This window comes from Wenyingzhuangia marina, from assembly GCF_900130035.1.
GTDB lineage: Bacteria > Bacteroidota > Bacteroidia > Flavobacteriales > Flavobacteriaceae > Wenyingzhuangia > Wenyingzhuangia marina.
In genome coordinates this window covers 105,946-132,574 of sequence record NZ_FQXQ01000001.1, presented here as the reverse complement: position 1 = coordinate 132,574, position 26,629 = coordinate 105,946, and the positions used below count along the sequence as shown (strand labels likewise).

Sequence of the window (26,629 nt, the reverse complement as noted above, 5' to 3'; positions counted from 1 at the left end):
AGAAATTAAATACTAAAATTTTGAAAAATTTTAAAGAATTAGGGGTCTCAGACGATTTTATACAATCTATGAAAGAAATGGGAGTAAAGACTCCTACAGAAATTCAGTACAGAACCATTCCTAAATTATTAGAAGGACAAATAGATTACATTGGGAAAGCACAAACAGGAACGGGTAAAACCATTGCTTTTGGGTTGCCATTGTTGCAAAAAATAAATCCAAAGAAAAATCAAATTCAAGCATTGGTGTTAGCACCTACACGTGAATTGGCTCAACAAATAAAAAAGCAATTGTTTAAGTTAACTAAATATTCATCAGAAAGAATATTTTGTGAAGCAGTTTATGGAGGAGAAAAAATAGACATTCAAATGGAAAGGTTAGAAAGAACTACACATGTGGTAGTGGCTACGCCTGGTCGTTTGTGTGATTTGTTAGATCGAGCTGCTATTGACATTAGTAATATTAAGATGTTGGTTTTAGATGAAGCTGATGAAATGTTAAGTATGGGATTTTTACCAGACTTAAATAGAATTTTAAAATATTCTACTGCTTCTAAAAACACTTGGTTGTTTTCTGCAACGTTTCCAAATGCTTTAAATAGTTTGGCAAAAACTTATATGCATACGCCTGTTCGTGTAGAGGTAGAAGCAGATCAATTAATTAATGGTGACATTTCTCATAAGTTTATTACCACAACTATAGGTCAAAAATTAGATGTTTTGATCAATTTTGTGGAGAGTAGAGGTTTGGAGAAAGGAATTGTATTTTGTAAAACAAAATTGGGAGCTCAAAAATTAAAAGAAGAATTGTCTGAAGAAGGGTTTTCTGCAGTTGCTTTAGAAGGTGATATGGGACAAAGAGATAGAGAAAAATCTTTACGTTCTTTTAAAAATGGGGCTAGTCAATTATTAATTTGTACAGATGTTGCTGCTAGAGGAATTGATGTGCCTAATGTAAATTATGTAATTCACTATCAGTTACCAGAAAATACAGAGTACTTTGTTCATAGAAGTGGTAGAACTGCTAGAGGAGGAAACAAAGGTTTGTCTTTAGCCATTGTGTTGTCTAAGGAATTAGAGCAATTACAAGCTTTGCAAAAAGAATTTAAAATACATTTTGGAAAATATACGATAGTTTAAATAAAAAATCCCAACTCATTGAGTTGGGATTTTTTTATTAGATAATTAGGGTTTTTATTAAAAGCATCTTTCTACAACTTCTTTCATCACAGAGTATGATGTTGAAGCACCAGGAGAAGCCCCTAATAAAGCAGCAATAGATTTGTCTTTGGCAACAATAATTTCTGTACCAAACTCTAACTTACCACTTCTCTTTTTATGTTTTTTGATGATTTGTACGCGTTGACCTGCAACAACTACTTTCCAATCTTCATCTTTAGCTTGAGGGTAGAACTCTCTTAACATTTCCATTCTATCTTCAAACTTTAATTTTACTTGTTTTACTAAGTATCCTACCAAAGGTAAGTTATGATATCCGGCTCCTAGCAAACTCATAATATTGTCAAATTCTACAGATTTAGGTAAATCAAAATGAGAACCGTGCTTTAAAAATTTAGTAGTAAAACCAGCATATGGACCAAATAACAATTCTTTTCTTCCGTTGATCATTCTAGTATCCATGTGAGGAACAGACATTGGAGGTGAACCTTTTTTAGCTTTACCATATACTTTTGCATGGTGTTGTTCTATAATCTCTGGGTTGGTACAACGTAACCATAATCCACTAATAGGAAAACCACCATAACCTCTAGCTTCTCTAATTCCAGATTTTTCTAATAATGATAAAGCAGCACCACCGGCACCAATAAATACATAGTTAGAAACAATTTTCCAATGTTTTCCTACATTTTGTCCTTTAAGACTAGATAACCAACGTTTGTTTTCTGTTTTTTGAAGATTGATAACACTACAGTTATTAATCAAATCAACATTTGGTTGTTTAGATAAATAGCGGAAAATTTGTTCAGCAATTTCTCCAAAGTTAACATCGTAACCTTCTTTTATATAGGTTGCAGCAACAGATGACCTTTTGCTTCGTTTTTCCATCATTAATGGAATCCATTCTTTAATTTGTTCTCTATCTTTTGAAAAAACCATGTCTTTAAAGAATTCAGTTTCTTTTAAAACATTCCATCTTTTTTCTAAAAAATCAACATCCTTTTTTCCTTGAACAAAACTAATATGAGGAACAGAAGAAATACATTTATTTAAATTCTGAATGTATCCTTTTTTAGCACAATCTTTCCAAAATTCTAAAGTATTGTAAAATTGTTCAGCTGTTTTTAATGCTTTAGAAGGATCTATTTCTCCATTTTTTTCAGGAGTATAGTTTAGCTCGCAATTCCCTGCATGTCCAGTTCCGGCATTATTCCATGCTTCAGAACTTTCCTCTGCCATTTTAGGAAGTTTTTCAATTACGGTAATTTTTTTACCAGGAAACTTTTCGTAAAGCAATATAGCCAACGTGGCACTCATAATTCCTCCACCAATCAATACAAAATCAGAATGTTTTATGGTTGTAGTCTTAGCCATTATGGAAATTTATTAGTTGATTTTTTTGTTCATGCAAAGGTAATGGATTACAACAAAATATAAACTCTTAATATGGCTTAAGATAGCTGTATTTTAGCAAGAATATAAAAATTTAACAACTGCGTATATTTGTTAAAAAAATCCCAATTTATTTTAGTAAATCATTTTAGGAGTAAAAAATAATTCTTTCAACGTTAAATCATTATTTCTGTTCAGTCTTCCTAATATTTTAAAGAACACAATGGCGGTAATATAAGCATCTCCAGAAGCAGTGTGTCTGTCCTTCTTTTTTACTTTAAGTTCATCACAAACCTCATCTAAGCTAAAAACTTTGGTAAATGCTTCGGCATAAAGTTGATGTTTTGTTTTTTTAAAAAGAACACCTGTATCTAAAACTTTATTTTTCAATTTGGGAAGCCCCATTCTTTTTAGGGCGTAATTTACACAAGCAACATCAAAACTAATATGATGTCCTACCAATATGGCTCCTTCAATATATACCAGAAAATTTTTGATTGCTTGTTCTTCACTAACTTTTTTAAGTTTTCCTTTCTTAAGTAAACCATGTATGGCTACACTTTCTCTATTAAAAATATCTTGCTCTAAATAGACTTCAAAATTATCTTTTATATCAATGGTATTTCCTCGTATGGTAACGGCTCCCATAGATAAAATTCTATCTTCTTTTGGATTTAACCCAGAGGTTTCACAATCAAAAACTACAAATTTAGATTCTTCAATACTTTTGGTTGGAATGTTTTTTAAGCTTTCTGCATAGTTTTTCCAATAATCAGGCTGATGTCTTTTTTTTAAAAAATATGCTATGTTTTTTTTAATGTAATTCCACATAGGTAGCTTTTATAAAGTAGGTTGAAAACGGATGGTAATGACTTCTTGAATACTTTTAATAGGTTTAAAACAACGTCTTAGTTTTACTTTGTCAGACTTGGTTAAGTTTTCTAATTTGATAAATTTCCCATCATCTTCACCAAGTGTAGCCAGTCCATTTTTTGTTTTAAATTTTAATAAAGCCTTAAAAGCATAGGCACATGCTTCGTATATTTCTGCGTTTTGAGGCTCCAACTCTCTAAGTTTATAATATCTTTCGGCAGTATTGTTAATTCCTTGTAAGTTGTGCTGTAAAGTCAGAATTCTGGCAGCATCAATCAAAGGCATTAAAGCTCTTTGTTTGATGTTAAATTGATCTTTATGAGCTCCATCTTGATCGACTAAAAATTGTCTAAAAAATCCAAGTGGACTTGGACTTTTTAAAGCATCTTTAGCCATAAACATAAAAAATCTGTTATTGTCATCAGTACTTTCATGTACTATCGCAGTCATGTCGTTTACCAATTCTTTATCTCCATAAACAAAGTTAAAATCAAAAAAGATAGCACTTAATAAGATGTTTTTTTCGGTAGGATTAAATATCCAATCTTTAAACTGAACTTCCCATTCTTTTTTGGATAAACACCATTTAGGATTACTGGCCATCATTTCTGCAGGACAATATTCATAACCAATAGAATGTAGGTTTTTATTGATTACAGTAGCAAGTTCTATAAAAAAAGCTCTAATACTTTCAAGTTTATCATCAGGAACATCTTCAAAAATAATTCCGTTATCTTGATCTGTAGGCACCAATTGTTCTTTTCTACCTTGACTCCCTAAGGCAAAAAAAGCAAATCTAACAGGTGGGATTTTGTTTAATTCTTTAATAGATATTTCTACGGCCTTCTGATTGATAGTTTCGTTTAGTTCTGCAACAACCGTAAGGGTGTGGGTAAAAGATATATGTTGATTAATGAATCTTGTTAAAAGATCATTTAATTGTTGTCTTAAATCTCTTAGTCTAGGAATGGTTCTGGCTCTACTAATTTGTTTTAATAAAATAGCAGGGTTGTTACTTAAAGATGCTACAATGTCTTGTTGGGTTAACATTCCTAACAATTTACTTTCAGGGGTACCATCTTTGGTTACACAAACATTCCCAATTTTATTTTTAAGCATAATAATTTGTGCTTCTGCAATAGAAATATCTGGCGAGGCAGAAATAACAGGAGAAGACATAATCTTTTTTACATTTTGGTCTATGGTAAATTTTCCGGTGGCTATTTTATGCAATAAATCTTTATTGGTAATAACTCCTGCAGGTTTGTCTTTTTTTAGTACAAAAATAGAGCTGATTTTGTTTTCACTCATAATGCTAGCAGCCTCCTGTACAGTAGATTTATGATTACAACAAACAGCTGTGGTCATTAAATTGCTGATTTTAGAGCTAAAGTAATCTGTGTTGGTAGTTCTTTTGTAATCAGCAAAAATTCGTTCGTTATCTTCTTGAGAAAATCTTGTTGCAGAGTTACTAGCAAAACGGGTAATTAAATATTTACTTACCTCAGAATTGTTTTCAAACTGTTTGTTAAAATTTTGAATTGGAATGGCATATACAATAGATTCTTCATAAGCCTTTGCATTTAAGGTGTAGTTTTCGTTTACAATTAAAGGTCTTAATCCCAATACATCTCCTTCATCACACATTTCAACCTCAATGGTTTTCTCACCTTCTTGTCTGTAAATCCTAATAGCTCCCTGATTTACGATGAAAAAATGTTCTTTGGGTGGTTTTCCTTGTGTGTATAAAGTTTCATCTTTATCCAAGTAAATTACCCTTGTTTCTTCGGCTAGTTTATATAATTCGTTATATGGTAAGTTATCAAAAGGAGGATACATTTTAATAAAATCAGCAATCCTTTCTGCAATAGTATTTTTCATTCTTTGATTTCTTTCAGTTTTTTTATGATAAAATTATAGTACTCAGGGCTATGAGGTACATAAGTTTTATTATCTGTATAATTTTTTTCTAACTCTTGAATGTCAATAACCTTTAGATCAGATACTTCTTCTTTTTGAGGAGTGAGCTCGGCAATCTCACAATTTAATTTGGCAAGATAAATATGATGAATTTCATAATCAATCATTCCGTTAGGATGATGATGTTTTTCTTCAAAAATTCCTATATAAATTAAATCATTCTGGTTAATGGTTAAATCAATTTCCTCTTTAACCTCTCTTACAGCTGCTGATTTTGGATCTTCTCCAGAAGCAATGTGTCCGGCTACCGAAACATCCCACAAATTAGGAAAGGTATCTTTGTCTTCTTTCCTTTTTTGAATCAGTATTTTTTGATTTTTTGCATAGAACCAAATATGAACACTTGCGTGTAATATTCCATTTTGATGAGCAAAGCTTTTTAAACAAGCATTTCCAGTAGGTTCCCCTTGTAAATTTACAATATCAATTAGTTCATCCATGGCTAAAAAGAAACATTATATACGTAAAGATACTATCTTTTTATTTGTAATTTTACACTCTTATTTAGATAAATGTTTGAATGAAATATCCTGAAAATGAATTGGCTCAAATGGTTATTGCTTCCTGTGTAGCCAATCATGTAACCGATGTTGTAATATCACCCGGTTCTCGTAATGCCCCATTAACTATTGGTTTTAGTCAAGTAAAAAATATTAATACATATAGTGTTGTAGATGAACGTTGTGCTGCATTTGTAGCTTTGGGTATGGCTCAAAACACACAAAAAGCAACCGCCATTACATGTACTTCTGGTTCGGCATTATTGAATTATTATCCTGCAGTTGCTGAGGCTTATTATGGAGATATTCCTTTGGTTGTTATTTCTGCGGATAGACCTAAAAATATGATTGATATAGGAGATGGGCAAACCATTCGTCAAGAAGGAGTGTTTAAAAATCATATTTTGTTTGAGGCGAATTTGTCTGCTATTACCAATGATATCGATAGAGATTACAACAAAAGTTTGATATTTAAAGCGATTAAAATAGCCAATGAACAAAAAGGGCCTGTCCATATTAATGTCCCATTTGAAGAACCTTTATATGGATTGGTAGATGATTTGATTACTTTTCCGATGGTTGAAAAACCAGAACCTCAATTGGTGAATGAAAAAGTTATAGAAATAAAAGAATTAGAACCAATTGCTGAGGTTTGGAATAAATCTGCTAAAAAAATAGTGTTGATAGGTGTACATCAGCCAAGTGAGTTGTTACAAATTCAGATAGATTATTTGTTAAAAGATCCATCGGTTTTAGTGCTTACAGAAACCACATCTAATATTAATAATAGAAATGTGATTAATAGTATTGATCAATTTTTAGCAGGATTAACAGAAGAAGATAAAAAGTTTTATCAACCAGATATTTTGTTAAGCCTAGGTGGTTTGGTAGTATCTAAAAGAATTAAACAATATTTTAGAACATATCAACCAAAGCATCATTTTGTAGTGCATCCAACCTTTGGTTATGATACTTTTAATTGTTTAACTCACCATTTTAAACTTTCTACAGAATTGTTTTTTAGTCAGTTTTTTTGGTTAACAAAATCTATAAATAGTAGTTTTCAATCTACAGGATTAGCCATTAAAAATTTAAGAAAAAAGGTACACCAAGAATATGTAAATACTGTTGAATATTCTGATTTTAAAGTGTTTGATTTGGTAAACAAGTCTTTACCTTTGCAATCTGTACTACAGTTAAGCAATAGTGCTACGGTACGTTATGCTCAGTTGTTTGATATTGATGATAGTATTGCTGTTTTTTGTAATAGGGGAACTAGTGGAATTGATGGAAGTACTTCAACAGCTATAGGTTATGCGGTGAAATCTGAAAAACAAGTCACTTTAGTAACGGGTGATCTAAGTTTTTTATATGATAGTAATGCATTGTGGAATCAATACATTCCAGCTAATTTTAGAATTGTAATTGTAAATAATAGTGGAGGAGGTATTTTTAAGATTTTACCAGGACCAAAACAAACACCGGCATTATCTTACTTTGAAACTCCTCACCAATTAACAGCAGAGCATTTGGCAAAAATGTATGGTTTTGATTACTTAGTAGCTACAGATGTGGAAAGTATAGAAAAAGGGTTAGCAACTTTTTATGAAGAAAGTAAGCAACCAAAAATATTGGAAGTTTTTACACCTAGCGATTATAATGATGAGGTATTAAAAACTTATTTTGAAAAGTTTAAAGCATAAAATTATGGAAGAGTTTGAAGTAGGACAAGAGGTGGGAATAGTAGTAGGAAGTTTTTCTAAGATAGGAATTACGGTTCTTGTTGATGAGGTGTGTGAAGGGATGTTGTATAGTAATGAAGTATATCAACGTTTAGAAGAAGGACAAAGATTAAAAGGATATGTTAAAAAAGTAAGAGAAGATGGTAAGTTAGATATTTCTTTACAACCTATTGGTTTTAGAAATAGTATTACCAAGTTTCAGGTACAAATATTAAATGCGTTAAGAGCTCATAATGGATTTTTACCTATTACAGATAAATCTGAACCAGATACGATTAAGTACGAATTGGGAATGAGTAAAAAAGCTTTTAAAAATGCTGTAGGTGGTTTGTATAAAAACAAAGTAGTAGTTTTAGAAGAAAATGGAATACGTTTGCTAGAGCATACAAATTAGTATAAAACCCAAAAAGATCAGCCAATTGGCTGATCTTTTGTCTCTAAAACGGAATAATTAAGTAATAAACCTAATTATTCTGTTTTACTTTTTATATATTTTTTCAATATTGATATTTTGAATACTTCCTTTGTGTATTAACAAAGAATAATGAAGGGTAATTGGTTTTGTTTCTGATAATGGAATTAATTTGGCTCCAGGAAAAACAGCATTTTGCATACTATTTTTAGAACGTAATATCCAAGGATTTGGATATCCGGGATTGTTAGCGTGACTTATAATAGTAACTCCATTAGATAAATTTATATCGTCAAAATTTTCAGAAATATCTATCCATCCTTCAGAAGTTACAGGTAGGTTTTTAGGAGTTACAGTTCCTTTGTGTCCGGTAAATTTTGTTTTTTCAGAAAGTTTAATTCTAGCAGAAAATCCTCCATAACCTTTAGCGTTTTCAGAACCTCCGATATAAACATTAGGTTCTAAAGCGATCATAGATATTTTAATATCAATAAGTCTGTATTCATTTTCTTTAGGATATACCGTAATAGTAGAGGTTTCTTTTACAAAAGGTTTTTCATCTCCATTTTTATCTAACCAAAGATTAGATTTCCAGAGAACCATAGTTTTTATACTTTTTGAGTTTCCTTTTATTTTATTTTTTTTGACAGAAATAACATCTTGACTAAAATTTTTTAACTCCCATCCATCTCCTATACGTTTGTTCCCAATATATAATTGATGCCAAGCCCAAAAAATACCACGGTGATGCAAATGATCTTTTGGAAAATCTTCGGTAAGAATTTCTCCATTTAAATTATATAAAGGGTGTATGTAGTTGTTTCTAGCATACTTTTCGTTGATAGATTTTTCTGCAATTTGATAAACTAAGATTGAATCATTTTCTTCAGTAAAATAAGCAGCATCTTCATTAATTTTAAGATGAATTTTTTGAGCAAATGTACTATTCGTAATGAGGAATAAATAGATTAAAAAATAGAAAAACTTCATGTCGTAAAATTCTTAATAATATTTGTATTTGATAAATATAACCAAAACAGTTAAGGATTTTATATTTGTTTTAATATTGAAAAGTTGGACTACCATCAGTGCAAACAACTGCTGAAGGCTGTTTAGGAACAGAGCAGTCCGAAACAATTCCCCATTTTATATTGTAGGTTTTTTCTGCTTTAGTATATTTTTCAACTAATTTTAAAAACTTACTTACTTCAATTTTGTTAGAATAAGCAATATATTCTTTTGGTCCTCCACAGGCTTTGTTTCCTATAGGGGTAAAATTCCAATGGCTACTTTCTTCACAAGTTTTATTTTCTGCCAATGTTATTATTTTTGATTTTAACTCCTGTAATTTCGCTAAATCTTGTTCTTGAGGGGTTTCATTTTTTTCACATGAAAAAATACATAGAAGTAGAAGGCAAGCAATGAATGTTAATTTTTTCATAAGCTAGTTTGTTTAGTTATAGGATGTGGTCTTTACGGTTTGGTTGCGTAAATATTGTCTAAACCATAAAAAAAGCCTTTCTACATATTTTAGAAAGGCTTTTTTTATGGTTTATTTCAGAAGAAATATTGGAATTAGTTTTGTTTTTTCTGCCATTCCCAAGCAGATTTTAAAGCAGTTTCTAAACTAAGCTCAGTTTTCCAATTTAATTCTTTGTTGGCAATAGTAGTATCAGCATAAGCGGCTGTAATATCTCCTGCTCTTCTGTCTACAATTTTATAGTTTAATTTAACTCCGTTAGCACTTTCAAAAGCATTGATTACTTCTAAAACAGAACTACCTGTTCCTGTACCAACGTTAAAAAACTCGTACGCTTCTTTGTTGTTTTTTTCAATCAAACGGTTTAGTGCAGCAATATGTGCTTTTGCCAAATCTACCACGTGAATATAATCTCTAACAGCAGTTCCATCAGGAGTATCATAATCATCACCAAAAACAGATAATTCAGCTCTCATTCCAGCAGCAGTTTGGGTAATAAAAGGAATTAAGTTTTGAGGAACCCCTAAAGGTAATTCTCCAATTTTTACAGATTCATGTGCTCCAACAGGATTGAAATATCTTAAAGCAATGGCGTTAATTCCATGAGCTTTAGAAGCATCTTGAATAATTTCTTCTCCAATTTGTTTGGTGTTTCCATATACAGATTCAGCCTTTTTAACAGGAGCTTTTTCTGTAATAGGCAATTCATCAGCCTGACCGTAAACAGTACATGAAGATGAGAAAATAAAGTTGTCTAACTTTCTATCTCTCATTTCTTGTAAAATGTATACCAATGCCCCTAAATTATTTTCATAATAATCTAAAGGTTTATGCATACTTTCTCCCACAGCTTTAAAGGCAGCAAAGTGAATAATTCCATCAACTTTATATTTGTAAAAAAAAGTTTTTACATCTGCTTTAATACGTAAGTCAATTTGTTCAAATGCCGGTTTGATTCCTGTAATTTCTGTAATCTGATCTAAAACCTTAATGGTTGTGTTAGATAAATCATCAATTACAACAACGTCAAACCCTGCGTTTTGTAATTCTACTACCGTATGAGATCCAATAAATCCTAAACCTCCCGTAACTAATATTTGCTTAGCCATGTTAATAAGTATTATTTATAAAGTTAAGTACGTTTTTGACAATAAACTCTAGTTGTTCTGTATCTAGAGCAGTATGCATTGGTAAAGATATTACTTGTTGTACCAATGTGTTGGTGTTGTGGTAATTTTCTTCTATAACGTTTTCTTGCTTGTAAGCTTTTTGGTTGTGTAAAGGAACAGGGTAATAAATGGCATTAGGAATATTTTGTTCTTTTAAATATTCGTGTAATTCATTTCTTTTTCCATTGGTAATTCTAAGGGTATATTGATGAAATACATGATTAGAAAACGTTGAGGTAGTAGGGGTGATAATATTTGGACAATTAGCAAAAGCGTGGTTGTAAAACGCAGCTGCTTGTTGTCTTGCTTTATTGTAATTGTCTAAATGTGGTAATTTGATGTTTAATATGTTAGCTTGAATGCTATCCAATCTAGAATTAACACCGACCACTTCATAATAATATTTTTGATACATTCCGTGGTTGGTAATTCCTTTTAAAGTGTGAGCTAATTCATCATCATTGGTAAAAATAGCTCCGCCATCTCCATAGCATCCTAAGTTTTTTGATGGAAAAAAGGAAGTAGTTCCTATATTTCCAATGGTTCCAGCTTTTTTAGTGGTTCCATCAGCAAAAATATAATCGGCACCTAAAGCTTGGGCAGTATCTTCAATTACGTATAAGTTGTGTTTTTTAGCTAGTTTTAAAATAGCTTCCATATTGGCACATTGTCCAAATAAATGAACAGGAACAATGGCTTTTGTTTTGGGAGTAATGGCTTTTTCTAAAGCAGAAATACTGATATTAAAAGAGTCTAATTCAACATCAATTAAAACGGGAGTTAATCCTAATAATTTAATCACTTCTACAGTAGCAGCAAAAGTAAAATCAACAGTAATCACTTCATCACCAGGCTGTAAATTCAGAGCCATGAGAGATATTTGCAAAGCATCTGTTCCGTTAGCACAAGGAATAACATGTTTTACATTTAAATAATCTGCTAAATTTTGCTTGAAAGTCTGAACTTGAGGTCCATTTATAAAAGAAGTTTGATCTATTACTTGTTGAATAGAATTGTCAATTTGTTCTTTTATGTCTAGGTATTGACTATTTAAGTCAACCATTTGAAGTTTTTTCATTTAAGATACATTACATAACAAATTAACGAAATTATCGCAAGGTTTCCTAAGTCAAGTGCAAAAGGATTCTTTATCTTTAGGCTACTTTTTAAAAATAGAATATGAAGATTTTCAAGAAAGTTATCATAGTGGTTTTTTCCCTACTAGTTGGTTTGTCAATTGGGGGTTATGGATATTTACAGTATTTAAAACCTACTTATAAAGGAACAGTGCATATTAATGGAGTTAAGAGCACAGAGGTTTATTTTGATAGCATTGGCGTGCCTCATATTTTTGCCAATTCAGAAAAAGATGCGATGACTGTTTTGGGGTATGTACATGCCCAAGAACGTTTGTGGCAAATGGAATTGTTAAGGAGAATTGCTTCAGGAAGATTGGCAGAAATTTTTGGAAAAGATTTGGTAGATGTTGATGTGTTTTTTTCTAATCTAGGAGTGGATGAAACAGTAGAAAAGCAAGTTATAGCTTTAGATAAAAATCCAAAAGTAAAGGAACTTGTAAATGCTTATTTAAAAGGAATCAATACTTATATGGATAAAGGAGTAACGCCCATTGAGTTTTCTTTATTGGGAATTGAAAAAGAACATTACACTCCTAAAGATATTTATTATGTAACGGCTTATATGGCTTTTAGTTTTGCACATGCTTTTAAAACAGATCCGATTTTAACACACATAAAAAATAATTTAGGGTCAGAATATTTAAAAGATTTGGCTATTGAAGCTGATGAAAATACAATGTATCAAGAAAATTATGATGTAAGAAAAAATAGCATTTCTAGTATCAATCACATTTTAGAAAAATTACCTTTTCCACAATTTATAGGAAGCAATGGTTGGGTATTGTCTCCAGAAAAAACAACTACAGGAAAAGTTTTGTTTGAAAATGATCCCCACATTGGTTTTGCGCAACCACAGGTTTGGTACCAAGCACATATTAAAACACCAACATATGAAAACTATGGGTTTTATTTAGGTTTGTTTCCTTTTCCATTATTAGCACATAATAGAGATTATGCTTTTGGCTTAACTATGTTTGAAAATGATGATATGGATTTTTATACAATTAATCAAAATTTAAAAGACAGTACTAAATATAGTACAGCTATGGGGTTTTATGATTATGAATTGATTGAAAAAGAAATTAAAATTAAAGATGAGGAACCAAAAGTTATTACCATTAAAAAAACAGTATTAGGAAATGTTTTTAATGAAAGTGCTAAAAATTTAGATTCGTTGCCAACGGTGGTGCAATGGGTATATAATGAAAAACCCAATCAAGTGTTACAAACAGCTTATGGAATGAATCATGCTAAAAATATTTATGATTTTGAAAATGCTATTGCTACTTTATCTGCCCCGGGGTTGAACTTTGTATACGGAGATAAAGAAGATAATATTGGTCTGTGGTCTGCAGGACAATTATACAAACACTTGTCTTCTAATGTAAATACAAAGTTTGTGTTAGATGGAAGGGATTTAAATCAGTTACAAAAAGAATGGTTGTCGTTTAGCAAAAATCCTAAAGCGATTAACCCACCAAAAGGATATGTGTTTACTTCTAATGTTCAGCCAGAAGCTGTAGATGGAGATTTGTATCCAGGTTATTATTTGTCAAAAGATAGAGCAGTAGCCATTAATAAAGGTATTGAAGCAAAAGAAAAACTATCTGTGAACGATATGAAAATTTTAGCTAATAGTCATAATAACAGCGTGGTTATAGATAATATTAAAGATATAATAGCCGGACTTGAATTGGGTCAATTAAATGATTTTGAAAAACAAGTTTTAGATGTTTTAACAAAATGGAATGGACAACATAATTTAGACAATATTGCACCAACAATTTATTATAAATTGACTTTTAGACTTTGGAAAAATACTTTTGAAGATGAAATGGGAGCAGATGATTTTAAAGATTTTGTCAATTCAAATCTATCTAGGCGTACTCAAAACAAATATTTAAAAAATCCGAATTCTGTTTGGTGGAATAATGTTAATACTTTGAAAGAAGAAACATTTCAAGAAATTGTAACTAGCTCCTTTAAAAGTTCTGTAGCTGAGTTGAAAACAGGTTTGGGTGATGATATTAACGAATGGAAATGGTCTAAAGTACATACAGTAACTTATGAACACGCATTGGCTAAAATGGATTTATTAAAAAAGATCTTTAATGTGGGGCCTTTCCCAATGGTGGGTGGAAACGAAACAATTAATAATTTAATGTTTGATTATACTGAAGGAAATCATTTTCATGTAAATGCAGGTCCATCTACTCGTAGAGTAATTGATTTTTCTGATATAGAAAACTCCTATGCCGTAACACCAACTGGACAATCAGGATATTTTTTAAGTCCGTTTTATAGTAATCAAACCAATTATTACAATACAGGAAAATATTATAAAATGTTGATGAATGAAAAGGAAATTAAAACATCAACTTTAAAACTAATTTTTGAATAAATATTACATAGAGCAGTCTCCGTTGGCAAATTCAGTTTCAATAGTAATATGGTCAAAAGGATATTTATGAAGCACTTTTTTTAGTTCCTTTTTAACAGATAACATTTCATTAAAAGAAGTGTTTTCTTTTAAAACTACATGCGTAGTAAATACATGATGTTCCCCGTCTAAAGACCAAATATGTGTGTGGTGGGTATTATTGATATTAGGAATGTTTAAAATTTCATTTTTAATAATATCCAAATCAACATCAAAAGGTTGAGCTTGTAAAAACAAATACAACGTCTCTTTTAATCTTTTAATTACATTCCATAAAATAAAAAAAGTAATCAAAAGAGATAGCGCGGGATCTAAATATGGAATGTCTTTAAAATGTAAAACAATGGCTACTATTAAAACAGCAAACCAACCCAAAACATCTTCTATTAAATGCCAAGACATTACTCTTTCGTTTAAGGTTTTTCCAGTGCTAATTTTCCATGCAGCATAACCGTTTACTAGCACTCCAAAAATGGCGAAAATGAACATTCCTTGCGCATCAGAATGCTGGGGAGTAATCAATCTGTCAACAGCAGCATAAATCACAAAAACAGATCCTGAAAGTAGTACAAGACAATTTACCAAAGCACCAAGCAAAGACAAGCGTTTGTAGCCAAAAGTAAAAGTTTTGGTTGGTTTTTTATTAGATTTTTCTTGCATGTACCAAGAAAACCCAAGCGATAAACTATCTCCCAAATCATGAACAGCATCAGAAATTATAGCCACACTATTCACATAAAAACCTCCAATAATTTCAAAAATGGTAAAACTTAGGTTTAAAAAGAAAACCGTTTTTATGTTTTTACTTGAGTCGTGATGATGGTGGTGATCGTGTGACATTTAATAAAATTTTAGGTTAAAGAAAAAGCCAGTTTAACTCCATCAATAAACATGTCTACACCAATAATAGCTAAAATTAACCCCATTATTTTACCAATTACAGTTATGATGTTATTTCCTGTTTTTTCCACTATATATTCTGCCAATTGAAAAGCCCAATAAGTTAAATAACACATGAAACCAAAAATAGCAATTACAATAATTACATGTATATAATGAGTGTTAGAAACATAATTCATTGCAGTTACAATAGTTCCAGGTCCGGCCAAAATAGGAATGGCTAATGGAGAAATAGCCATGTTTTCATCTAAATCTACATCTTGCATATTTTTAACACTTGGTTTTTTAGATTGTAACATTTCATAACCTACATGAAAGACCAAAATACCTCCTGTAATTTTAAAAGCGGGAATGGTAATTCCAAACATTTCAAAAATAAATTTTCCTAAAAGAGAAAAAGCCAACACTATCAAAAATGCTGTTAGTGTGGCTTTTTTATTAATTCTTTTTTTTGTTTGATGATCTGCATTTCCAACCAATGATAAAAAGACAGGAATGTTTGCAAATGGATTCATGATGGCAAAAAAGCCAATAAAAACCGTTAATGCATATTTAAGTAATTCTATCATTTTTTTTCGATATAGTTAGCAGGAACGTCAAAAGAAACTTCTTTACTTTTTAGGAATTTTATATTGCTAATAGTTGCTTCTCCCAATTGATTAGAAATCCCCGTTATTTTATTCCATTCCCAATAAGTCCAATGTGTGGCAATTGGAATGTTTTCAATTTCTTCGTATTGATCATATTTAATTGCATGAGGATCACTTTCTGCTGTTTTTACATTTTTTCCAAAAGTTACAATATAAGCAGCGGTATTAATTAAATCATCATCTTTGTCTGAATACACAAAATACCAATCATCTGGAGAATCGCCAGTTTCTGATTTAAAACTAAGTTTTTGAGTATTAAATAAATCGCCATTCAATTCACTTTCTCCAAATTCCGACCATTGCGTTCCAGGGTCTGATAATTTATAAGGAAATAAAAAGAAATAAGCCCAAGTGTAAGCATCAAACCTTACCGCTTTTACTCTTTTAAAGTTTGGGGAATAATAGACACATTCGTTATGCGTATAAATTTTACTTCCATCTTTGTTTTCTACTAGCCCTCTAGAAGAATTGGTTAATAAAGTAATGGTAGCATTTAATCTTTCTTTTCCTCTAAATTTTAGTAAGATGTCAAACTGAACAGCTTCATGTGATAAAAAGGCCGTTTTATGATGGGCATCTTCTATAGCTTTAATAGGCTCTTTTTTAGCCTTTGATTTACAGCCTATAAAAGTAAAAGCACTAATAAGAATGATAAATGATTTTATGAATTTCATATTGATACTTTAATTAATCAAATAAGTCAGATGATAAATATCTATCACCTCTGTCACATATGATAGCAACAATTACACCGCTTTCTAATTCTTCGGCAAGTTTAACGGCTGTTGCCACAGAACCACCAGAACTCATCCCTGCAAAAACTCCTTCTTCTTTTGCCAAACGTTTGGTCATGATTCTTGCATCAGTTTCTGATACTTCCATTACGGTGTCTACTTTAGATTTATCAAAAATCTTAGGTAGATATTCTTCTGGCCATTTTCTAATTCCAGGAATTTGAGAACCATCACTTGGATGAGCACCTACAATTTGTATGTTTGGATTTTGTTCCTTTAAATAAGTAGAGGTTCCCATAATAGTTCCTGTAGTTCCCATGGCAGATACAAAATGTGTAACTTCACCATTAGTATCTCTCCAAATTTCTGGTCCAGTAGTACGGTAATGTGCTTTCCAGTTATCATCATTGGCAAATTGATTTAGCATAATGTAACCTCCTTGTGCTACTTTTTCATCAGCATAATCTCTAGAGCCAATAATTCCAGTACTTGCCGGAGTTAAAGTTACCTTAGCTCCATAAGCACGCATGGTTTGTACACGTTCTGCAGTAGAGTTTTCTGGTAAAACCAACTCAATATCAATATTTAACAATTGAGCAATCATGGCCAAAGCAATTCCAGTGTTTCCACTAGTAGCTTCAATTAATTTGTCACCATCTTTTATTTCACCTCTATCTAAAGCTCCTTTAATCATGCTATATGCAGCACGATCTTTTACACTTCCTCCAGGATTGTCACCTTCTAATTTTAAAAGTAATTTTACATTTGGATTTTTTACCAAATGAGATGTTTCTACCAATGGTGTGTTACCAATGCAGTCTAATAATTTACGATACATAGTATTTATCTTGTTTTAATATTGGCTTGAATGGTGTTGTACACTACTGAATTATCTGGAACAGATTTGGTAACCCAAACGTTTCCGCCAATAATAGAATTTTCTCCTACCACAGTTTCTCCTCCTAATATGGTTGCATTTGCATAAATGCATACGTTAGATTTTACGGTAGGATGTCTTTTTTTGTCTTGTTTGTCTTTACTTACACTTAAGGCTCCTAAAGTAACCCCTTGATAAATTTTTACATGAGGTTCTATAATACAAGTTTCTCCAATCACAATTCCTGTTGCGTGATCTATAAATACAGGAGCGTGAATGGTAGCTCCTGGATGAATGTCAGTTCCGGTTTGTCTGTGAGCATATTCGCTCATTAAACGAGCAAATAAGTATAAGTTTTGATTGTATATTTCATGACTTAATCTATGAATAGCCAACGCGTAAAAACCAGGATAAGCAAAGTAAATTTCTTCAATCCTTCTTGCTGCAGGATCAGATTCCATAAAGTACAATGCATCTTTATTTAAATCTTTTAAGATCGTAGGCAGTTTTTTAGCAAAAGTATTCCAAGTTTTATCACAAACTTCTTGTGGACACATGCATGATATTTTAGCAGCAGCTTTAAATAAATTTTCTAATTCTTCAAAACTATGAGCCAAATCAATACTATCATCAAATAATACACTAAATATTTTCTGAGTAAAATCTTCAACACTAGTTTTAACACTGTAGTTTAAATCAGTGTTTTGTTTAATGTTTTGTAATTCTTTAATTATTTCTTTCATGCTTTACTTGTCTAGGCATAAAAGTAAACATTACAAATGTTTAATTAAAAAAATGTTGCTCTATCTTTTTTGTAATTGTTTTTGCCAGTTTATATTTAGATTCTACTGTCCAGCCAGCAATGTGTGGAGATAGTAAAACATTTTCGGAACTAATTAAATATTCAAAGGCATTTGGTAGTTCTTTATTTTCAAAAAGATTCTCAAAAGATAATTTTTCATACTCCAATACATCTAGGCAAGCACCTAAAATTTTACCGGATTTTAATCCATCCACCAAATCATTGGTTACAATTGCAGTTCCTCTAGCGGTGTTAATAATGTAAAAAGGTTTCTTAAAATTGTTGATGAAATTTACATCAATCATTTTATAAGATTGATTGTTGTGTGGGGTATGAATACTTAGTACGTCGGTTTTTTCTTGCAATTCTTTTAAGGAAACTTGTTGGCAATTTTCATCCCCTACATTTTCTTTAATGTCATAACAAATCACTTCGCAATCAAAACCTTTTAGTTTTTTAGCAAAAGCTTTTCCCATGTTTCCGTAACCAATCAATCCAACGGTTTTTCCTTCTAGTTCCAAACCTCTGTTGGCTTCACGCAACCATTGTCCTTGTCTAATTTGAGCATCAGCTCTTTTTAAGTTGTTGAATAAACTTAAAATCATTCCCAAAGCATGTTCTCCAACAGCATTCATATTTCCCTCTGGAGCAGCAATTAAAACAATGCCTTTACTTTCTGCATAATCACAATCTATACTTTCTAAACCTGCTCCTACACGAGCAATGAATTTTAGATTGGTAGCAGCATCAATAAAAGTTTTATCAATTTTAAAACGACTGCGAATCACAATACCATCATAGTTGGCAATTTTAGCTTCTATTTCGGTTTTAGATGAGGTATAATCTTCGTGATTTTTACATCCTAACAAAGCTAAGTCTTCCATTAACACAGGATGATTTGAATCTATGTGAAGTATTTTCATTTTGTGGTATCTAGTATCAGGAATCAAGATTTTAGTTAAATTGATTAATCAAATACACAGTTTAACAAATCATCAATAAACTAATATTGTTCTTTTTCGTTTGGAAAATCTTTGGCTTTTACATCTGCATTGTATTGCGTAAAAGCATTGCTCATTTCATCGTATAGATTGGCATATCTACGTAAAAAACGAGGATGGAATTCATGAGTCATTCCCAACATATCATGTACTACTAAAACTTGACCATCAACATCAGGTCCTGCACCAATTCCAATGACAGGAATGGTTAAACTTTCGGCTACTTTTTTAGCTAATTTTGCAGGTATTTTTTCTAGTACTAATGCAAAACATCCTTTAGCCTCTAACAATTTGGCATCAGCTAATAATTTTTCAGCTTCCGCTTCTTCTTTAGCACGAACTGTATAAGTTCCAAATTGATAAATAGATTGTGGCGTTAATCCTAAATGTCCCATCACAGGAATTCCTGCTTGGATAATTCTAGACAATGCGTTTTCAATTTCAATACCTCCTTCAACTTTTACCGCATGAGCACCAGATTCTTTCATAATTCTGATGGCAGAACGCAAAGCTTCTTTAGAGTCAGATTGGTAACTACCAAAAGGAATATCTACTACAACTAAACTTCTGTTAGAAGCTCTTACTACAGAACTTGCATGGTAAATCATTTGATCTAAAGTAATAGGTAAAGTGGTTTCATGACCAGCCATTACATTAGAGGCAGAATCACCCACCAATAAAACATCAACTCCTGCATTGTCAATAATTTTAGCCATGGTATAGTCATAGGCAGTAAGCATAGAGATTTTTTCTCCATTACTTTTCATTTCAATTAATGAATTTGTAGTAATTCTTTTATATTGTTTTTTAATAGCAGACATATATTTTTAAAATAAAAACGGATTGTAAAATTACTCTTTTTTAAGGAATTCGGACAATTAATTAAGAAGAAGTAAAACAAGTAAGTTGGTCGTAAAAAGAATGGAGTTTTACATTTAAATATTTATATCTTTATCCTAGAGAAAACCTTTCAAGGATTATGTCAGAAACCAAAATACATACTTTAAATCCAGATAATTGGATTGATGCTTACGCAGATTACCTCTTTAATTATACAATTGCTAGGGTAAATGATGCGGACAAAGCAAAAGATTTAGTGCAAGAAACTTTTTTTGCGGGTTTAAAGTCAATGAAAAATTTTGAAGGAAAAGCAAGTGAAAGAACTTGGTTGATTTCAATATTGAAAAGAAAGATTATTGATCATTATAGAAAAATAAATTCTAATAAAGGAAAGGCCGAAGTGCGCATGAACTTTTATAGCGATGGAGAAAGAGAAGGGGATTGGATAGAAGAAAGAGTGCCACAAGATTGGTCTGGAGATGCAGATGCTGAAATAGAAACAGAAGAGTTAGGAGAAGCTTTACAGTCTTGCATTGCCAAATTACCAGAAAAGTATAGAATTGTATTTGAAATGAAAACTATTCAAGGTTTTGATACTGAGGATATTTGTAATGAGCTAGATATCACTCCGTCTAATCTCTGGGTAATCATCCATAGGGCTAGGACTCAGCTTAGAGAATGTATGGAAGAAAATTGGTTTAAAAAGTAATTAAGGTGATGGGAAAAATAAAAATTACATGTGAAGAAGCTACTACCATCTGTTCAAAAGCACAGTACGGAGAAGCTACTTTTCTAGAAAAAATAAAGTTAAACTTACACTTTATGTATTGTAAAGTATGTAAGGTGTTTAGTAAGCAAAACTCTAAACTATCAACCATGTGTTGCATGGTAAAAAAACAAAGAGAATTGTCTAAATGTTGTTTGTCAGAAGAAGACAAAGCAAAGTTAAAACAGCAAATAAAAGAATTAGAAAAAACATTATAGAAAATGCACTTTTTACCAGATGAGATTGATGAATATGCCGTAAATCACTCTCAACCCGAACCAGAACTTTTAGAAGCTTTAAATACCGAAACTTGGCAAACCGTATTAAATCCTCGTATGTTAAGTGGGAATTTTCAAGGAAGACTTTTAGCCATGATTTCTAAACTCATCAATCCTAAAAATATTTTAGAAATAGGTACTTATACAGGTTATTCTGCTCTTTGTATGTGCGAAGGAATGCAAACAGATGGGAATTTACACACGATAGATAAAAACGAAGAGTTATACGATTTACAACGTAAGTATTTTGATTTGTCTAACTTCGGAACTCAAATTCATCAACATGTTGGGAATGCGTTAGATATTATTCCAACTATTGATGAAAAATTTGATTTGGTTTTTATTGATGCCGACAAAGCCAATTACGGAAACTACTTTGATTTAATTATTGATAAAATGAATCCAGGAGGCGTAATTTTATCAGATAATGTACTGTGGAGTGGTAAAGTAGTACAAGAAATAGATCCTAAAGATATAGATACACAAGAGCTAGTTGTTTATAATAAAAAAGTAAACGAAGATCCTAGGGTTGAAACTGTTTTGTTACCTATTAGAGATGGATTAACTATCACTAGAGTTAAATAACAAATCTTTAAATTCTTAAATAAATAAACAAGGTATTCTTATATAAGAATACCTTGTTTATTTATGGAAATATATCTAAAAATTGTTTTAATAATTAGTTGTATTTTGATATATGTTAATTTTTTATGATTTTTTACCATAAAAAATCATTTTATTTTTTTCATTTTTGCACATTCAAAATATTTAACAAAAAAATAATATGGAAATATTTAACATCCCAGTTTTTGATGATGATTTTTATAAGATGCTTTTTCGATTTGTTGTTAATATTGTTTTTTTAACTATAATAATAAGAGGTCTTTACTATAAAAAGACAAAAAATAAAGAATACTTTTTTACTTACTATATGATAAGTGTAATTGTATTCTTTTTATGTTTTACTCTTAAAAAGTTTGAACTAGATTTAGGAATGGCTTTAGGGTTGTTTGCTATTTTTGGAATTATCAGATATAGAACCAATGCTATTGATATCAAGGAAATGACCTATTTGTTTATAGTCATTGGGGTTTCAGTAGTAAACTCTTTAGCTAATAAGAAAATGAGTTATTTTGAGTTGTTTGCAGCTAATGCGTTAATTATTACTGTTTTATGGTTTACGGAGTGGTTTTGGAGTTTAAAGCACCAAGTTTCAAGAAAAATTGTATATGAAGTTTTAGAAAATTTAAAGCCTGAAAACTACAGTTTATTAAAGGGAGATTTGGAACAAAGAACAGGTTTAAGCATTGATAAAATAAAAATTGATGAAGTTAATTTTAGAAAAAAATATGCAGATATTATCATTTACTTTGAAAATAAATAAGATTAGACTTAGGCCTTTTTTCTTATTAGGAATGTTTTTGATGTCTATTTATACATATGGACAAGATACAATTGTAGTAAGAGATATGGAAACTTGGTCTAGTGTGGGGTTAAAACATAAAATCAATAAAAAATGGACTGCGCTTCTTGAGGGAGAGTTGAGATTAAACAATAATAGTTCAGAAATAAAAAAATACTTTGGACAATTTGAATTAGAGTATAGTTTTTCTAAGCATTTTGAGTTTTCAGGAGGGCTACGTTATACAAAAGAGAATGACAATAAAGGTCGCATTCAAGGTTATAGAGATCATTTTAGGTATAATTTTGATGGTGTTTATAAACAAAAAATTAATGATTTAAGTTTAAAGTATAGGATTCGATATCAGAATAGTAAGGAGTTAAATGAGGATGATAAATTAAAAGAAATAGTTCGTTTTAAAGTTGATGCTGAGTATAATATCAAAAAGTGGAAGTTAGATCCTGAGTTGTCAGGAGAGCTTTTTCGTTCTGTTGGGTCCGAATCAAATAATCAGCTAGAAAGTTATAGAATTACTTTAGGAACTACTTTTGATATTCATAAATCAGCGAAAATGAAGCTCTTTTATGGCTTTGATAATGAGTTAAATACTGAGTTTCCTAAGGCTGTAAGTATTCTTGGGGTAAAATATATATACAATCTAAAGTAAAACATTATGAATATAAAAATCAAAAATACGCAATCTGTGTGGTTGATTTTAATCATTTTACTCTTGATAGTATCTTGTAGAGAAGTTGAGGTTATTCCCAATAAAGACATTCAAGAGTGGACATTCGAAACTCATTCGGATTTGAATGGGGTAAATTATGATGTTGTTTTCCCCAAAGACATAGTAAATAGAATTGATATTGTTTTCTCTCCATCTGAGTATAAAACGATCAGGTCTAATTTAGCAAAATTGATTACTGAAGCAGATGGACCAAATGATTTAACGGATAATAAACCAATTTATTCTCCATGTGATTTATACTTCAATGGAACAGAATGGTATCATGTAGGAATTAGATACAAAGGGAATTCAAGTTTGTATGGTGCAAATAATAATGGGAATGAGAAACTTCCTTTAAGACTTAAGTTTGATGCTTTTGAAGATGAATATCCTGAAATTAAGAATCAGCGATTTTATGGGTTTCAACACCTGTCTTTAGGAAGTAATTATAACGATCCTTCGTTTATGAGGGAGAAAATAGCAACAGAATTATTTAGAGATTTTGGTGTTCCTGCAGTTAAAACAGCTTTTTATGAAGTTTATGTAGATGAAGGTACAGGGACACCAGTGTATAATGGTTTATATACCCTAGACGAGGTGGTGTTTGACACTATGCTAAATTCAGTTTTTGGGAGTAACACAGGAAATTGTTACAAACCAAATGGGAGTGGATCTATGTTTTCATTGAATGAATTTACTTTGAGTGATTTTGAGAAAAAAACAAATGAAGAAATAGCTGATTTTTCAGATATTGAAGAATTATACGAGGTATTACATTCTCCTTTGAGAACTTCTGATGTTGAGGCTTGGAAAGCTAATTTAGAGCGTGTCTTTGATGTGCAAGGTTTTTTGAAATACTTGGCGGTAAATAACACTATACAAAATTGGGATACTTATGGAAACATGAGACATAATTATTATTTATATCACGATCCAGCTGATGGACTTATTAAATGGATTGTATGGGATAATAATGAAGCGTTTCAGGGAGGTGCTGCACAATTACAAGCAGTATCGTTAAGTATGAGTGAAGTAAGCTCTGATTGGCCATTAATATCTTTTTTAATTGATGTAGATTCTTACGAGCAAGATTACAAAGCATATTTAAGAGATTTTGTAGAGAATTATTATAACCCAGCTAGAATGGAAATCATATTTGATAACTATTACAATTTAATTTTATCAGGTGTAACTTCAGAAACTTCAAAGTATACAAGTTTGTTTGCTGGTTCTGATGATTTTGAAACTGCAGTTAAGAAAATGAAAGAATTTTGCGTGTCAAGAAATGAAGCGATAATGTTATACTTAAATTAATAACTAAGAGGAATTATGAAAAAGAAACTACTTTTAGTATTGAGTATATTACTTAATAGTTATTTATTAAGTGCTCAAATATTTACCGTAAACAATATTCAATACAATGTTATAAGTACAAATGAAGTTGAAATCATTACTTATTTGGGAAGTGACACAAATATTGAGATTCCTAATACTGCAGAGAGTAATAATATTACTTACCAAGTTGTAAAAATTAAAAATGGTGCATTTTATCAAAAGGGATTAACTAGTGCTAGTATTCCAAGCTCTATTGTTACTATAGAATCTGGAGCGTTTTCAAGTAATCAATTAACGTCAGTGTTTATTTCAAATGGCGTTCTTACTATAGGTTCGGATGCTTTTTCTAATAACTCTTTAACTAGTATAAGCCTTCCGAATAGTATAACCTTTATCGGAGATTCGGCTTTTGCAAACAATGTTATTACAAATATAGATATACCAGATAATGTTATATCTCTTGGGAAATATGCTTTTGTTAGTAATTTATTGGAAACCGTTGTGTTAGGAGCTAATCTAGAAAATATAGGAGAATCTGCTTTTAATAATAACTCTATAAGTGAAATTGTTATTCCAAACAAAGTTACAACTATAAAAAAGAATGCCTTTTCAAGTAACTCTATAGAAAATATAACAATTGGTTCTGGTGTAACAAATATTGAAGAAGGAGCTTTTTTATACAATCCTGTTGTAAATGTAACTTCATTAAGTACAACCCCTGCCAATTTACCTTTAAGTGCATTTGATAATAATTTTAATATTAGTTTAACTATTCCAGAGAATACCTCAGAGGTTTATGCCAATGCTGGTTGGGTAGATTTTGGTAGTGTAAATGGAGAAACATTAGAGTTAGAAACATTTATTATTGATGAAATAGAGTACTCTATTATAAATTTAGGGCTACGACATGTTGAAATAGAAAATTATTATGGAAGTAGTATAGATCTAGTTCTTCCAAGTGAAGTAGTTCATGAAGGATCTACTTATAAGATTACTGAAATAGGTGATTTAGTGTTTAAGAACAAAAATTTATCTAGTGTAATTTTACCAAATAATTTAACAAGAATAGGATACGATTCTTTTTCACATAATAATTTACTTACTATAACTATTCCTGATAATGTTTATACAATAGATTCTTATGCTTTTAAAGACAATCAATTAATTAGTGTTAATCTATCTTCTAAAGTAAATTACATAGGAAATGAGGCATTTTCTGAAAATGTTTTAACAAATGTCTTAATTCCTAACGATGTTAAAATTATTGGTAATGCAGCTTTTTATGATAATAGTATTAGAACACTTACAATTGGTAGTTCTGTTCAAAAAATAGGTTCTTATGCTTTTCATAGTAACAAAATAACAAATGTTACCATTCCAGATAATGTAATCACCATATCTAATCTTGCTTTTTATGGTAATAAAATAAAAAATTTAATAATTGGTAATGGATTAAAAACCATTGGTGTTTCTGCATTTAATAATAATCTTTTAAGAACAGTAATTATACCAGAAAATGTAAAGAGTATTGAATATTTTGCTTTTGATAATAATCCTGTATCAGAAGTATTCTGTAAGAGTTCAAAGCCTTTTTTATATAATGATTTGTTTGCAAACAAAAACAATATAGATTTAACAATACCAGCAGATTCTTATTATGCCTATAATGATTCTTATTGGATAGGTTTTAAAAGTATTACAGATGGAACAGATTTAATTGATACAACAATAAATCAAATACCAGGTTTACTGTTAATTTCTAATCATGGAACTATAAGCAACAATTTACAAGAATATGTTTCTTTAAAAATTTATAATACTAAAGGACAACAAGTTTTAAACAATAATTTAAACGGAATTTATATTGTTGTTGCTAATGATAGTTTAGGTAATATGGTTGTGAAAAAGATGTATGTTCAATAAAAATTAATAGACTATATTTTTTTATTTATTTAAGATGTTCCATTGCACATTTTTCTTTTAAGTTTGTTTTTATTTTCATAATTTAAAAA

26 protein-coding genes are annotated in these 26,629 nt (G+C 30.6%); 11 read left to right on the top strand and 15 right to left on the bottom strand.

Annotated elements, in window-relative coordinates:
• Window positions 1-20 precede the first annotated feature (20 nt).
• Window positions 21-1,139, top strand: a complete 1,119-nt coding sequence (locus tag BUB70_RS00525) for a DEAD/DEAH box helicase (RefSeq protein ID WP_143155209.1) — start codon at window positions 21-23, stop codon at window positions 1,137-1,139.
• 57 nt (window positions 1,140-1,196) lie between these two features.
• Here the strand turns inward: BUB70_RS00525 and mqo are convergent, their stop codons facing one another.
• From mqo to BUB70_RS00505, 4 genes are all read right to left on the bottom strand, one after another.
• The gene (mqo, locus tag BUB70_RS00520; protein WP_073117735.1) at window positions 1,197-2,552 is read right to left on the bottom strand and encodes a malate dehydrogenase (quinone); all 1,356 of its coding nucleotides are present in this window, start codon (window positions 2,550-2,552) and stop codon (window positions 1,197-1,199) included.
• 153 nt (window positions 2,553-2,705) lie between these two features.
• Window positions 2,706-3,401 carry a 3'-5' exonuclease gene (locus tag BUB70_RS00515; RefSeq protein ID WP_073117734.1) on the bottom strand — a complete coding sequence of 232 codons (696 nt, stop codon included), beginning with the start codon at window positions 3,399-3,401 and terminating at the stop codon, window positions 2,706-2,708.
• A gap of 9 nt (window positions 3,402-3,410) precedes the next feature.
• Window positions 3,411-5,324: a DUF294 nucleotidyltransferase-like domain-containing protein gene (locus tag BUB70_RS00510; protein ID WP_073117733.1), complete on the bottom strand. Its 1,914-nt coding sequence runs from the start codon at window positions 5,322-5,324 to the stop codon at window positions 3,411-3,413.
• A complete protein-coding gene (locus BUB70_RS00505; RefSeq protein ID WP_073117732.1) occupies window positions 5,321-5,863 on the bottom strand; it encodes an NUDIX hydrolase in 543 nt (180 codons plus the stop codon). The genes BUB70_RS00510 and BUB70_RS00505 overlap by 4 nt, the downstream gene beginning before the upstream one ends.
• 80 nt (window positions 5,864-5,943) lie before the next feature.
• Here BUB70_RS00505 and menD point away from each other — a divergent pair, with 80 nt between their 5' ends.
• Complete coding sequence (gene menD / locus BUB70_RS00500; protein ID WP_073117731.1) at window positions 5,944-7,626, top strand: 2-succinyl-5-enolpyruvyl-6-hydroxy-3-cyclohexene-1-carboxylic-acid synthase; 1,683 nt, start codon at window positions 5,944-5,946, stop codon at window positions 7,624-7,626.
• Between the two features lie 4 nt (window positions 7,627-7,630).
• A complete protein-coding gene (locus tag BUB70_RS00495) occupies window positions 7,631-8,059 on the top strand; it encodes a S1 RNA-binding domain-containing protein (protein ID WP_073117730.1) in 429 nt (142 codons plus the stop codon).
• A gap of 84 nt (window positions 8,060-8,143) precedes the next feature.
• On the opposite strand, the gene BUB70_RS00490 is transcribed toward BUB70_RS00495, so the two are convergent.
• The 4 genes from BUB70_RS00490 to BUB70_RS00475 form a co-directional block, all read right to left on the bottom strand.
• On the bottom strand, window positions 8,144-9,067 hold the full coding sequence (locus BUB70_RS00490; protein WP_073117729.1) for a DUF6807 family protein: 924 nt from the start codon (window positions 9,065-9,067) through the stop codon (window positions 8,144-8,146).
• Between the two features lie 70 nt (window positions 9,068-9,137).
• A complete protein-coding gene (locus tag BUB70_RS00485; RefSeq protein ID WP_073117728.1) occupies window positions 9,138-9,518 on the bottom strand; it encodes a hypothetical protein in 381 nt (126 codons plus the stop codon).
• A 134-nt stretch (window positions 9,519-9,652) separates the two neighbouring features.
• The gene (galE, locus tag BUB70_RS00480; protein ID WP_073117727.1) at window positions 9,653-10,666 is read right to left on the bottom strand and encodes a UDP-glucose 4-epimerase GalE; all 1,014 of its coding nucleotides are present in this window, start codon (window positions 10,664-10,666) and stop codon (window positions 9,653-9,655) included.
• 1 nt (window position 10,667) lies between these two features.
• On the bottom strand, window positions 10,668-11,804 hold the full coding sequence (locus BUB70_RS00475; RefSeq protein ID WP_073117726.1) for a DegT/DnrJ/EryC1/StrS family aminotransferase: 1,137 nt from the start codon (window positions 11,802-11,804) through the stop codon (window positions 10,668-10,670).
• A 101-nt stretch (window positions 11,805-11,905) separates the two neighbouring features.
• Between BUB70_RS00475 and BUB70_RS00470 the strand changes: the two genes are divergently transcribed.
• Complete coding sequence (locus tag BUB70_RS00470; RefSeq protein WP_073117725.1) at window positions 11,906-14,266, top strand: penicillin acylase family protein; 2,361 nt, start codon at window positions 11,906-11,908, stop codon at window positions 14,264-14,266.
• Between the two features lie 3 nt (window positions 14,267-14,269).
• Here the strand turns inward: BUB70_RS00470 and BUB70_RS00465 are convergent, their stop codons facing one another.
• The 7 genes from BUB70_RS00465 to panB form a co-directional block, all read right to left on the bottom strand.
• On the bottom strand, window positions 14,270-15,145 hold the full coding sequence (locus tag BUB70_RS00465; protein ID WP_073117724.1) for a cation diffusion facilitator family transporter: 876 nt from the start codon (window positions 15,143-15,145) through the stop codon (window positions 14,270-14,272).
• An 11-nt stretch (window positions 15,146-15,156) separates the two neighbouring features.
• The gene (locus tag BUB70_RS00460) at window positions 15,157-15,774 is read right to left on the bottom strand and encodes a MarC family protein (protein WP_073117723.1); all 618 of its coding nucleotides are present in this window, start codon (window positions 15,772-15,774) and stop codon (window positions 15,157-15,159) included.
• A complete protein-coding gene (locus tag BUB70_RS00455; protein WP_073117722.1) occupies window positions 15,771-16,529 on the bottom strand; it encodes a hypothetical protein in 759 nt (252 codons plus the stop codon). Before BUB70_RS00455 ends, BUB70_RS00460 begins: the two co-directional genes overlap by 4 nt.
• Before the next feature lie 13 nt (window positions 16,530-16,542).
• On the bottom strand, window positions 16,543-17,427 hold the full coding sequence (cysM, locus tag BUB70_RS00450; RefSeq protein WP_073117721.1) for a cysteine synthase CysM: 885 nt from the start codon (window positions 17,425-17,427) through the stop codon (window positions 16,543-16,545).
• Window positions 17,428-17,432: 5 nt separating this feature from the next.
• Window positions 17,433-18,209, bottom strand: a complete 777-nt coding sequence (gene epsC, locus BUB70_RS00445) for a serine O-acetyltransferase EpsC (RefSeq protein ID WP_073117720.1) — start codon at window positions 18,207-18,209, stop codon at window positions 17,433-17,435.
• A gap of 40 nt (window positions 18,210-18,249) precedes the next feature.
• Entirely contained in the window at window positions 18,250-19,191 is a 942-nt protein-coding gene (locus tag BUB70_RS00440; RefSeq protein ID WP_073118541.1) for a 2-hydroxyacid dehydrogenase, read from the bottom strand.
• Between the two features lie 80 nt (window positions 19,192-19,271).
• A complete protein-coding gene (panB, locus tag BUB70_RS00435; protein ID WP_073117719.1) occupies window positions 19,272-20,090 on the bottom strand; it encodes a 3-methyl-2-oxobutanoate hydroxymethyltransferase in 819 nt (272 codons plus the stop codon).
• Window positions 20,091-20,248: 158 nt separating this feature from the next.
• Here panB and BUB70_RS00430 point away from each other — a divergent pair, with 158 nt between their 5' ends.
• From BUB70_RS00430 to BUB70_RS00400, 7 genes are all read left to right on the top strand, one after another.
• Entirely contained in the window at window positions 20,249-20,818 is a 570-nt protein-coding gene (locus BUB70_RS00430) for a sigma-70 family RNA polymerase sigma factor (RefSeq protein ID WP_073117718.1), read from the top strand.
• An 8-nt stretch (window positions 20,819-20,826) separates the two neighbouring features.
• Entirely contained in the window at window positions 20,827-21,093 is a 267-nt protein-coding gene (locus BUB70_RS00425) for a hypothetical protein (protein ID WP_073117717.1), read from the top strand.
• A 3-nt stretch (window positions 21,094-21,096) separates the two neighbouring features.
• On the top strand, window positions 21,097-21,738 hold the full coding sequence (locus BUB70_RS00420) for an O-methyltransferase (RefSeq protein ID WP_073117716.1): 642 nt from the start codon (window positions 21,097-21,099) through the stop codon (window positions 21,736-21,738).
• A 199-nt stretch (window positions 21,739-21,937) separates the two neighbouring features.
• Window positions 21,938-22,537 (top strand): DUF4956 domain-containing protein, encoded by a 600-nt coding sequence (locus tag BUB70_RS00415; RefSeq protein WP_073117715.1) that lies wholly within the window; start codon window positions 21,938-21,940, stop codon window positions 22,535-22,537.
• 40 nt (window positions 22,538-22,577) lie between these two features.
• Window positions 22,578-23,222, top strand: a complete 645-nt coding sequence (locus BUB70_RS00410) for a DUF2490 domain-containing protein (RefSeq protein ID WP_159431398.1) — start codon at window positions 22,578-22,580, stop codon at window positions 23,220-23,222.
• Between the two features lie 6 nt (window positions 23,223-23,228).
• A complete protein-coding gene (locus BUB70_RS00405) occupies window positions 23,229-24,596 on the top strand; it encodes a CotH kinase family protein (RefSeq protein WP_073117713.1) in 1,368 nt (455 codons plus the stop codon).
• Between the two features lie 15 nt (window positions 24,597-24,611).
• Window positions 24,612-26,540 (top strand): leucine-rich repeat domain-containing protein, encoded by a 1,929-nt coding sequence (locus BUB70_RS00400; protein ID WP_073117712.1) that lies wholly within the window; start codon window positions 24,612-24,614, stop codon window positions 26,538-26,540.
• Window positions 26,541-26,629: the final 89 nt, after the last annotated feature.